General features: G+C 54.9%; 8 protein-coding genes and 3 pseudogenes. 3 read left to right on the plus strand and 8 right to left on the minus strand.

The features are described from left to right. Positions 1-4: 4 nt before the first annotated feature. The 7 genes and pseudogenes from ACIQYF_RS22150 to ACIQYF_RS22180 all read right to left on the minus strand — a co-directional run bounded on the left by ACIQYF_RS22150 (position 5) and on the right by ACIQYF_RS22180 (position 5994). Positions 5-1372, minus strand: coding sequence for an ATP-binding protein (locus tag ACIQYF_RS22150; protein WP_402866091.1), 1368 nt, complete (start codon positions 1370-1372; stop codon positions 5-7). Beyond that, a complete protein-coding gene (locus tag ACIQYF_RS22155) occupies positions 1369-2031 on the minus strand; it encodes a response regulator (protein ID WP_402866071.1) in 663 nt (220 codons plus the stop codon). The genes ACIQYF_RS22150 and ACIQYF_RS22155 overlap by 4 nt, the downstream gene beginning before the upstream one ends. After that, positions 2006-2308 (minus strand): annotated as a pseudogene (locus ACIQYF_RS22160) (tetratricopeptide repeat protein); the annotation flags it as partial. The gene ACIQYF_RS22155 and the pseudogene ACIQYF_RS22160, both read right to left, overlap by 26 nt. 70 nt (positions 2309-2378) lie before the next feature. Then, on the minus strand, positions 2379-3188 hold the full coding sequence (locus ACIQYF_RS22165) for an SDR family oxidoreductase (protein WP_402866073.1): 810 nt from the start codon (positions 3186-3188) through the stop codon (positions 2379-2381). Beyond that, positions 3175-3849 carry a TenA family transcriptional regulator gene (locus tag ACIQYF_RS22170; protein WP_402866075.1) on the minus strand — a complete coding sequence of 225 codons (675 nt, stop codon included), beginning with the start codon at positions 3847-3849 and terminating at the stop codon, positions 3175-3177. Before ACIQYF_RS22170 ends, ACIQYF_RS22165 begins: the two co-directional genes overlap by 14 nt. Then, positions 3846-5327, minus strand: a complete 1482-nt coding sequence (locus ACIQYF_RS22175; RefSeq protein WP_402866077.1) for an AMP-binding protein — start codon at positions 5325-5327, stop codon at positions 3846-3848. Before ACIQYF_RS22175 ends, ACIQYF_RS22170 begins: the two co-directional genes overlap by 4 nt. Beyond that, positions 5317-5994, minus strand: a complete 678-nt coding sequence (locus ACIQYF_RS22180; protein ID WP_402866079.1) for a thermostable hemolysin — start codon at positions 5992-5994, stop codon at positions 5317-5319. Before ACIQYF_RS22180 ends, ACIQYF_RS22175 begins: the two co-directional genes overlap by 11 nt. A gap of 183 nt (positions 5995-6177) precedes the next feature. Between ACIQYF_RS22180 and ACIQYF_RS22185 the strand changes: the two genes are divergently transcribed. The 3 genes and pseudogenes from ACIQYF_RS22185 to ACIQYF_RS22195 all read left to right on the plus strand — a co-directional run bounded on the left by ACIQYF_RS22185 (position 6178) and on the right by ACIQYF_RS22195 (position 9615). Beyond that, positions 6178-6723 carry a cytochrome b gene (locus tag ACIQYF_RS22185; RefSeq protein WP_402866081.1) on the plus strand — a complete coding sequence of 182 codons (546 nt, stop codon included), beginning with the start codon at positions 6178-6180 and terminating at the stop codon, positions 6721-6723. A gap of 201 nt (positions 6724-6924) precedes the next feature. Then, on the plus strand, positions 6925-8178 hold the full coding sequence (locus ACIQYF_RS22190; RefSeq protein ID WP_402866083.1) for a ferric reductase-like transmembrane domain-containing protein: 1254 nt from the start codon (positions 6925-6927) through the stop codon (positions 8176-8178). 349 nt (positions 8179-8527) lie between these two features. Next, positions 8528-9615 (plus strand): annotated as a pseudogene (locus ACIQYF_RS22195) (IS3 family transposase). 38 nt (positions 9616-9653) lie between these two features. Here ACIQYF_RS22195 and ACIQYF_RS22200 read toward each other — a convergent pair. Further along, positions 9654-9911, minus strand: a pseudogene (locus ACIQYF_RS22200) (glycoside hydrolase family 19 protein); the annotation flags it as partial. Positions 9912-10012: the final 101 nt, after the last annotated feature.

The raw sequence follows: 10012 nt of genomic DNA on the forward strand, positions 1-10012 counted from the left end.
ACCTTTAGAAACGCCCTATCTCCAACGTTGCGCAGAGCCCTCCGGACACACGATTTTCCAGGCGGACCTGCCCGCCCAAACGGACGGCTATCGCCTGCACAATAGTCAAGCCCAACCCGGCTCCCTGAGCATTTTCGCGGCTATAAAAACGCTCGAAAAGCCGCTCACGCTCCGACTCGTCTATGCCCGGCCCGTCGTCTTCAACTGAAAGTTCGTAGTGATCATTTTTTTGCGCTAACCGCACGGTAATCAAGCCGTTGGCAGGGGAGAAATTTGCAGCATTGGTGACCAAGTTATTCAATGCAATATTGATTGCCGAAGCATCAACCCTGGCTGAACTTATCTCGCCGCTGACATCGAAAGCCAGTTCTAACTTTTTACTCATTAGCCAGGGCGTCAATTGAACCAGGCTTTCACGAACCGTAGCCGCAAGATCAATACGTTGAGAAGTGGTTGCACTTGGTTGCGGTTCCATTCGAGCCATAGTGAGCAACTGATTAACGAGACGGCTGGTACGGTCCACTCCCGCAATCAGATGCTCGAGTGATTCACGACGCTCCTGCTCGGTACCCGCCTCCAGCAGGTTTTGCGCATGTACCCGCAGCACAGCCAAAGGCGTGCGCATTTCATGGGCAGCATCCGCGATGAAGCGCCTCTCGCGCCCTAGCACCTCCTGAATTTGCGCGAGCATACGATTAAGCGCTGCTTGCATCGGTTCCAGCTCGGCCGCCAACGGTGCCAGGTTTAGCGGCTCCAGAGATCCGCTATGGCGCGCCCGCAATGTTGCCGCCATATTGGCCAGAGGCTTGAGCCCCCAGCCAATTGCGAGCCAGATCATTGCGGCCAAAATCAGACTGCCCAGAATATTGGGCCACAAGGTATGCCGTACGATCCGGTCCACCAGGTCCGTACGTACGTCGGAACGCTCACCGACCCAGACACGCAACTGGTTCTGTTTGTCTTCAAGCATGAACCCACGCCATTGATGGTTGTTCAGGTCGATGACATCGTTAAAACCTGGCGTGGATGGAGGTGCACTCAAGGATGGGGCACTGGCAGTGTGCACCAGCACGTCACCCTTGGCGTTCCAAACCTGAAAAGCTATTTTGGATTCATAGGGATGACCATCAATCCTGGGTTCAGCTTCGCCCAAGGCTTTGTTGAAAGCCTGATAAAGATCCGCTTGCTCCTTGCTAGCCAGCGGCATGCGCATGACGCCCTGCAATAATCGAGCGTTTTGTGCCAGCTGAGCATCATAGACTTCAGCGATTTCGTGATTGCTATCGTGCAGGTTATACACGCTGATCACCCCCAGGCCGGCGAGCAGCAAACCAATGATAAGTGTCAGGGTGCGGCGCCGGATCGACATCATCCACGCTCCTCCATCAAGTAGCCGACGCCACGAATCGTGCGGATCAGATCGCTTGAAAACTTTTTGCGCAGATGATGGATATGCACTTCCAGGGTGTTGCTTTCTGCTTCCTCGCTCCAACCGTAGAGTAACTGCATCAGGTGATCGCGGGTCATCACGCGACCCGGTGGCGAGAGCAGCTCATGGAGTAACTGGTACTCCTTGGGCGTCAGCGCCACCGGCTTGCCCTGATAGCTAACTTGTTGAGTTCCCGGGTTCAGACAGATTCCAGCGTGTTCTATCAACAACTGAGCTCGCCCGGCACTGCGTCTTAACAGGGCGCGTATACGAGCTTTGAGCTCCGCCAGATCGAAGGGCTTGATCAAGTAGTCGTCTGCCCCGGCATCCAGACCTGCAATACGGTCTTCGGTAGCATCACGGGCGGTCAGAATCAGCACGGGCAGATTAGAGCTGCTGTCGCGCAAACGACGCAGTACCTCCAGACCGTCCATGCGTGGAAGTCCCAGATCGAGTATTGCCAGGTCGAAGCTTTCACTGAGGAGCGCATGCAAAGCGCTGCTACCGTCCTGCAGCCAGTCGACGGTGTAACCCTCACGTACCAGGGCTTGATGGATACCTTCGCCGAGAGCCACGTCATCCTCGATCAGTAATAAGCGCACACGGGCTCCTGTCAGTTGATTTTTTATTAACGTCCGCCAGCAACGGTTCGATCTCCTTGCGTCGTCCTGCATCGGCCGTTTCCCGCCCTGGTCGGGGCGCATCAAACAAGGCGCTTTGCAAAGCGACTTTGGCTTCAGCGTAACGGTTTTGACGGTAAAGGTGCTCATTACAGAAGTACAGACTATCGATGCCCGTGGGGTTCAGTGACAAGGCCTGTTTGAGTAACGGCTCAGCTTTGGCGGCATTGCCAAAACCTACAGGCCAGCCAAGCGCCCTTGATCAGCAGTATCCATGGCCCAGACACCTGGGCTCAAAGCCAGCAACAGAAAGCATACGGTGTAGTTTTTCATGGTTCGTGCTTCTCTTTTTCTGGCTTGATACTGAGGCGGCGAATCAAAGGCAGGTGTTTACGTAACCCCTTGTCCACCAAATGAGGCAGGAGACTATTGAGCCTGACGAAAAAACGCTCCTGCCAACCTAAATACAAATCCCGTCGGTCACCTGCAATCGAATGGATCACTGCCAAAGCCACGGTTTGTGGATCATCCACGCTAGCATTCAATGCCTCGTTCAGCGCTTGGGCCGCTGGGCTGTTCATTGTGGTACGAGTCGCACGCGGGGCAACATAGAGCACGCCAACCCGGGTGTCCGCCAGTTCCCGCCTGAGGGCTTCAGAAAACCCACGCAGTGCAAACTTGGTCGCGCAGTAGCTGGCATAACCGGCATAACCAATGGAGCCATACGTCGAACCAACGTTCACCACCATCGCACTGTCGGCCTGCTTGAGCAGCGGCAATAGCAGCTTGGTCAAGCAAATCGGCGCGCTGACATTCAGCGCCATCATCGCGTTGATCTCGCTGTCATCGAGCTGTTCAAGCATCGCAAAGTGATTGACCCCCGCGGCATTGATCAACAGGTTAATACCGCTCATGGCCTGCGCGGCGACTAACACTTTGTGCCGGTCAGAAGGCGTCGTCAGGTCTGCAGCGACCCAACACAAATGCTGCGGATAGCGTGCCAGCAGTGGTTCAAGCGCTTTGCGGTGTCGGGCTACGGCCAAAACGCGAGCACCACTGGCGCAAAGGGCGCTGGCAATCGCTAGGCCAATCCCGCCACTGGCACCGGTCAGGACCACTCGGGCATCAGACAGTCGCATTCATGTTCTCCAGGTCACGCGGCAAACCCCGGAACATATCGGCATACAGTCGATAGACTACTTTCGAGGCGTGAATAACGGCCGCCTGGTCTGCAGGATCATCGAGTGAGTTCATCAGACGGCGGTAAGTTTGCATGTGCTCAACGTCGAGAGAGCCGTGGGAGCTCAGATAACTGAATGCACTTTGCGGCAGTTCAAGACGCTCGCGAATGCTTCCCGCGGCGTGGGTGGCCAACGCAATGCTGGTGCCTTCCAGAACATTGACCATTCCGAACAGACCTACCGGGTTGTCACGGGCGATCAGGTCGTAAAGGAAGCTGACCATCAACTCGATCGGCAACGACGGACGTCCATCACGTACCGCTGCCATGTCTGCGCCACACGCTGCAATGTCGTTGAGTACCCATTGCTCGTGCCCGTACTCGTCTTCGATGTATTCGCAGACTGCTTTGCGCAGCCATTCCAGGCGCGACGGCAAACGGCTTCCACACGCCATCATCAACGGCACGGTATGACGCACATGGTAATAGGCCTGGGCCAGAAAGGCCCGGTAGCTCTCCAGGCTAACCTTACCTTCGAGGGCATCGCGGATGATCGGCAAATTGAACAGTTCATGGCGTTCTTGCTGAGTGGCTTCTTGTAGAGTGTCGAAAAAACTCATGATGCGGATCCTTCGGAAAAAGCGAACTGAGTGAGTTGCACTTGGTAATGCTCGACGATAGCGTCGCGACGTGGACGACCATTGGCAGTGAGAAAACCATTGGCAGATGTGAACGGTTGATCCAGCCTGGTCCAGTGATGGACTTGGGCGTAATCGGGCAAGGCTTCGTTGGCTTCAGCGACGGCAGCGGCCAGATCTGCGTCGACACAATCGGGGCGATGGGGCCAGAGCAGCGCATGGTTGCCAGGCATGGCTTCGCCGTAGACAAAGGCCTGTGCAATGTGGCGGCGCTGGGTCAACTCGGCTTCAACCCACTCAGGGTTTACATTGCGGCCAAAACTGGTGACAAACTGATGTTTCTTGCGCCCCCTGAGGTAGAGATAACCCTCGGGGTCAAACTCTCCAAGATCGCCGCTTGGCCACCACGGCTCAACGTGCGGCGCATCTCCCAGATAGCCGAGCAGAGGCGACCCCTTGATCAGTACTTCGCCGTCGTCGGCCAAACGGATGTCCACATGCGCCAGGGGCCGGCCCACACTGCCGGGCCGATGCGAGCCCGGCCGATTCAGGCAGACCACCGAGGCGCACTCCGACAGCCCGTAACCTTCGTAAACTGGCAGGCCCTCCCGTTGTGCACGATGCAGTAATGCCTCACTGACTCGAGCTCCGCCAACCGCTACAAAGCGCAACGATTGTGGATTGAACATTTTCTGCTCGGCGGCGCTGACCAATATCAACAGCAATTGCGGCACCAGAATCAGACTTGCAGGCGCACGATTGGCCAGATAACCGAGCAGACGCGCCACATCGACGCCACTGGCGCCCTGAATGCCCAGGGTGTTCTGGCTGGGTAAACTCAAGGTCGCACCCGCGTACAACGCGGCGTAGCACCCGATATTTTCCAGCAGAATCGCCAGAGGCAGCAGGGCCAAGTGATGGTGCGAATCGGTGGATTTACTTGCATGATCCAGCTCACGAACTACCCGTAGAATCGCCTCGGCGCTTAAACAAACGCCTTTGGGGGTTCCTGTCGTACCCGACGTGAAGGTCAGCTTGGCGGTACCTTCGTGCATCGGACTCGCGGTGCTGAAGGCTTTACTCCAGAACACCCCGCTTCGCTCATAGCCAGCGCTCTGCAGTTCTTGTTCTAGCTCCGGCTCGGCAATCACCCGTTGCGCCTGGCTCTGGAGCAAGCAATGCTTACGTTGTGCCGGGCTAAAAAATGGCTGTAGACAAACGCAGGTCACGCCTTCAAACAGAGCAGCCAAATCCCAGAGAATAAGTTCAGCTCCGTTGTCCAGCGCCAAAGCAAGGACCTTTATCTGCTCATCGCGCAGACGCTGCTGGCGGTACACAACCTCAGCGTAAAGCGTGGCGTAGTCCAGTTTCAGTTGGTCACCCCACAGGGCGATGGTGCTGGCTTTGTGTTCAGCATGGCTACGCAAGGTGTATTTGAAACGCTGCACTTCAAGCGACATGACTGGACTCCTGACAGGACGGCGTCAGTCCAAGGCGACTGAACACCCCCATATTGCGAAGATGGATGAACCCGGCGCGGATGTTGCCGACATGCACCCAAGGCTTGCTTTCGTAGTAACTGCCCCACTCGTGCCGGTCGTTACCCAGACGCGCCGGATCGGCGGCGCAGAGTGTCATTGGCTTCAACCCAAGCCGATGAAAGCTGTTCACCAAGCCGGCGTTGCCCGTGAACGCCACCCACTCCTGTCCACCCATGGCCAGTAAATAGGTGATCGCAATGATGCTCAAACGCGCGCTGCCCGTGTCGCTGGCTGCCAAGTTACCCACCTCAACGATGCCCGCTCGTTCCACCGCACGCCCCGCAGCGTTACTTATCAGCGGCTCAATCGACTCATCCAGATAACACTCCAGAAAGAGTGGCTCGGCGTTGGCTCGGCGTACACCCGCTACCGCACACAGCTCACCACCAGCATCACTCATACCGAATAACTCGGGCATAAAATGACGAATATCGGCGCCGTGGGCCTTACGAAAACGTTGTTGAATGAAGGTCTCAAATACGGGACGTAGGGGTTCATCTGGCAACGCTCTGGCCAGACACATCTGCCGGTTTTCGACGTGACCGAAACGCAGGGGTATGGGGATTTTCCAGTCGAAATGGGGCATTGCGGACTCCTCCCGTGATGATGTTGGGAGGAGTATCGGGGCCATTTCTTAACGAAGTCTGAAGGTCACCTTCAGATTGCCTTAAGACTCTCTATATAAATTGGCAAGCGTCGATTCGGTAACCGGCCGATCCAGGCAGCGCGAATAATTCGGCTGCCTGCAATGACTCTTTCGAGGCCTCTCATGACCCGCGATTCAGTGGCTCAGCGTTACGCAACTCTATCGATTATCTTGCATTGGTTAATGCTGGCGTTATTTGTCGGTGTATACGCATGCATAGAAATCAAGGGTTTACTGCCTCGAGGCAGCACACTCAAGGGCCCCTTGCTGGGGATGCATGCCATGTTCGGGATGGCTATTTTCGCACTGGTATGGGTCCGGCTTCTGGGTCGTTTGAAAAAAAGCCCGCCAATCTTGCCCTGTCCTCCAGCCTGGCAGAGGGCATTAGCGTTTCTGACACATCTGTCACTTTACGTACTCATGATTGCCACACCCGTGCTCGCCTGGTTAATGCTCAGTGCCGCAGGCAAACCCGTTCCATATTTCGGCTTCACTCTCCCCTCGCCCATAGCTCTGGATCCCGATATGGCGAGGCAGTTTAAACATTGGCATGAGTGGTTAGGCAGTGCTGGATATTGGCTAATTGGCCTGCACGCCGGCGCAGGACTTTTCCATCATTACCTGGTTGGCGACAACACACTGATTCGAATGCTGCCCAAACGCCCATAGCCCGACTGTCTGACACCCATTGTGTGTTTATCTGTGCCTCACTCGATTATCGACGGGGCTCACACTTCACATGCGATGGTGCTGATCGAGATCACCCTCCCTTTTTTCACAACCTGCTAAGGTCTGAGACACGCGCCTTCTCAATGAAGATGACAGTTAAGTCTCACCCCCTACCTTGGGTTGCTAAAAGGAGCATAAGCGTTGAAGAACTGGCACTGGATCGTCGGTTTATTGGTAATCACAGCCATTTCTCTGCTGATCGAGATCCCTGCCGATACTTGGCTAACCTCGGCGACCCTGAGTTTGGTGCTCGGCGCTACAGCCTTGGTTTACATGGCTGTGTCCTGCCTGCTGGCGAGTCGATGGAGGGTGATTGAGAACATTTTTGGTGGCTTGGACCGAGTCTATGATGCACACAAATGGTTAGGTGTCTGGGCCTTGGTATTCGCCACCTACCACTTTGTTTTCAAGGCCAACCTGGATGTATGGAACAGCGTACCTATTTGGGAGCTGCCCAAGTACTGGACTCGGCTCGTACGTCAATTGAGCTACGTCGCCCTGGGCTTGATTGTGTTGCTCGCCTTAAACCGTAATATTCCCTATAACGTCTGGCGCTGGTGGCACAAACTGTCCGGCCCCTTGTTCTTGATCGTGATTGTGCACTGGCTCAGTTTCAAATCACCGATCACTTTGAGTAGCCCTTGCGGAATATGGCTGGCCTCACTCTGCGGATTAGGTGTGATTGCAGCCGTCTACAAATTAACGCTGTACCCCTTTGTCGCCCGCGCTGGAGAATATCGGGTAACCGCCGTTACGAGCAAAAACGGAACACTTCACTTAACCCTTACTCCGGTACACAAAGGGTTTGCCTTCAAAGCTGGGCAATTTGCTTTTCTGGCGATGAAGCAAAATGGCCTGCGCGAGCCTCATCCTTTCACCATTGCCAGCGCCAATGATGAAAGTGGACAGATCGAGTTCTTGATCCGGCCACTGGGGGACTACACCAAAAAACTGAGTGAACAGGTCAAGATTGGCATGCTCGCAGATATCTACGCCCCTTATGGCCGCTTTAAACGCCAGCCACAGGCTGAACGCGAAATCTGGATTGGCGCAGGCGTGGGCATCTCACCCTTTGTTTCCTGGCTGAAAGACCCTAACGCAAAAAATCTGGATAAAGCGACCCTTGTATATTGCTTTAATCCCGCACGCGCCTTCCCGCCCGCAGAACACTTGCTGGGTATGGCACACGCTCGAGGCGTCGAGTTTGTGAGCAATGACAAGGGCCTCGATGTACTGGCCGAAACAATGCGTCAAGCCGTTAACAAAACTTCCCCCGACAAGGTTCAAATCAGTTTCTGCGGTCCTAAGGGCCTATTGGTTAACGTTCGTGAAATGATGCGAGCACTGAACATTCCACAAACCAACTTGCACATCGAACTTTTTGAATTCCGCTAAGGGTGGTCTGAAATAGCCGGGTGGTCTGCGGCTATTGAACCGTCAGCAGTTTTCAAACAATGACAGACGTCACACCATCAAGTGCCGAGGCTCGTGGGGTAAATCAGACGCAAACCCAGTCGCCCCGGAAGCATTTCCCGGCGGCGCGAAAGCAATCGAGCGCAGACATCCTGCAAGCGCGGGATCAACCAGGCGATACAATTGTCGTGATGACTGAGAACTCTATCCGCAAGCGAATTGGCAAAAAGGTCACGCCGACAAAGTGAATTGCGGAGCAAGGGTAATCCCCCCTGAAAAAAGTGCTCATCAGAAGTAGAATTTTCTCCTGACCGGATCAAGGAAATTTTGCGTGAAGACATCGCGTTTTTCAGACGGTCAAATCATGGCCATCCTCAAGCAAGCTGAGGCTGGAACCCCTGCGCCAGAACTATGTCGCGAACATGACATCAGTTCAGCTACGTTCTACAAGTGGCGCACCAAGTTCGGCGGTATGGACGCATCGTTGCTGTCTCGGCTGCGTGAGTTGGAGGACGAGAATCGGCGACTTAAAAAAATGCACGCCGATGAGCGTCTTAAAGCCGAAATTATCCAGGAAGCCATGGCAAAAAAGTGGTGAAGCCATCTCGGCGACGAGAGATGGCGCAGGATGCGGTTCGCTGAGGTCGGTGCAGCATCAAGTTGGCGTGTCTGGCTTTCAGGGTCAGCCTCAAGTGCTATCGCTATCAGCCGCGTTTGGCGCCTGAAAACGCCGAGATCGCCGATAAACTGATCCAACTCACGTATAACCAGCGTAACTGGGGATTTGGCTTGTGCTTTCTGTACCTGCGCAACGTGAAGGGCTATCGCTGGAACCACAAGCGGGTGTATCGAATTTACCGCGAGCTGGAACTGAATCTGCGTATCAAGCCGCATAAACGTATTGTGCGCGAAAAGCCTGAACCGCTGGCCGTTCCCGAGGCGACTAACCAGTGCTGGTCGATGGACTTCATGCACGATCAATTAGCGGATGGGCGCAGCTTTCGGGTTTTTAATCTGATTGATGATTTCAACCGGGAAGCCCTGAGTATGGAAATTGATTCTTCGCTTCCAGCTGAGCGCGTAGTGCGGGCACTGGATCAGGTCATTGAATGGCGCGGGAAACCTCAAGTAATCCGCAGTGATAACGGCCCCGAATTCATCAGCGCCAAGCTCACTGGTTGGGCCGAGAAACAGGGCATCCGTTTGGACTATATTCAGCCGGGCAACCCGCAGCAGAACGCCTAGGTCGAACGCTATAACCGCACGGTCCGTTACGACTGGCTGGGCCATTAGTTGTTTGAATCGATAACAGAAGTTCAGGACTACGGCACGAACTGGATCTGGACATACAATCACGAGCGCCCGAATATGGCCCTCGGAGGCATTACCCCTAAACGAAAGTTGGCCCTTGTGGCCTGATCTCTATTTCTGGTTAGTATTAGAAATGGGGGGATTACCGAGCCGTCGTCCGCCACGGTATTGCCCAAGTCCGCCCTGCCCTCGTATTTGACCTGAGCCTTGGTTGGGCCCCAGATCTCTTTCACGTAACTGAGCTGGCCGGACTCATGGCCGGTTTGAGCGATGAAGGCCAACACGTGCTTCACGCCAACGATCTGATAGTGGTTCATGGCGGTGTTTAAAACGGACACAAAAACACTGGCTGATTGGCCGGCGTTTGGGAGGTTCTGCAGCAATTGCTGCGTAGTGATGGGCATTGGTTTGTAAGCGCTCCATAAACCCCACCCGACTCAAGATGGGCGGTGCGCTCAGCTAGGCGATGCGGGTGAGCAATTCCACGGCAGCAAGGCTTCGTAAT

Origin of the sequence: Pseudomonas sp. NPDC096917 (genome assembly GCF_044762555.1) — a bacterium.
In the GTDB taxonomy this organism is placed as follows: domain Bacteria; phylum Pseudomonadota; class Gammaproteobacteria; order Pseudomonadales; family Pseudomonadaceae; genus Aquipseudomonas.

Coding starts and splice junctions, on each gene's coding strand:
- ACIQYF_RS22150 (WP_402866091.1), bottom strand. CDS start 1,372: ATGATGTCGATCCGGCGCCGCACCCTGACACTTATCATTGGTTTGCTG.
- ACIQYF_RS22165 (WP_402866073.1), bottom strand. CDS start 3,188: ATGCGACTGTCTGATGCCCGAGTGGTCCTGACCGGTGCCAGTGGCGGG.
- ACIQYF_RS22170 (WP_402866075.1), bottom strand. CDS start 3,849: ATGAGTTTTTTCGACACTCTACAAGAAGCCACTCAGCAAGAACGCCAT.
- ACIQYF_RS22175 (WP_402866077.1), bottom strand. CDS start 5,327: ATGTCGCTTGAAGTGCAGCGTTTCAAATACACCTTGCGTAGCCATGCT.
- ACIQYF_RS22180 (WP_402866079.1), bottom strand. CDS start 5,994: ATGCCCCATTTCGACTGGAAAATCCCCATACCCCTGCGTTTCGGTCAC.
- ACIQYF_RS22185 (WP_402866081.1), top strand. CDS start 6,178: ATGACCCGCGATTCAGTGGCTCAGCGTTACGCAACTCTATCGATTATC.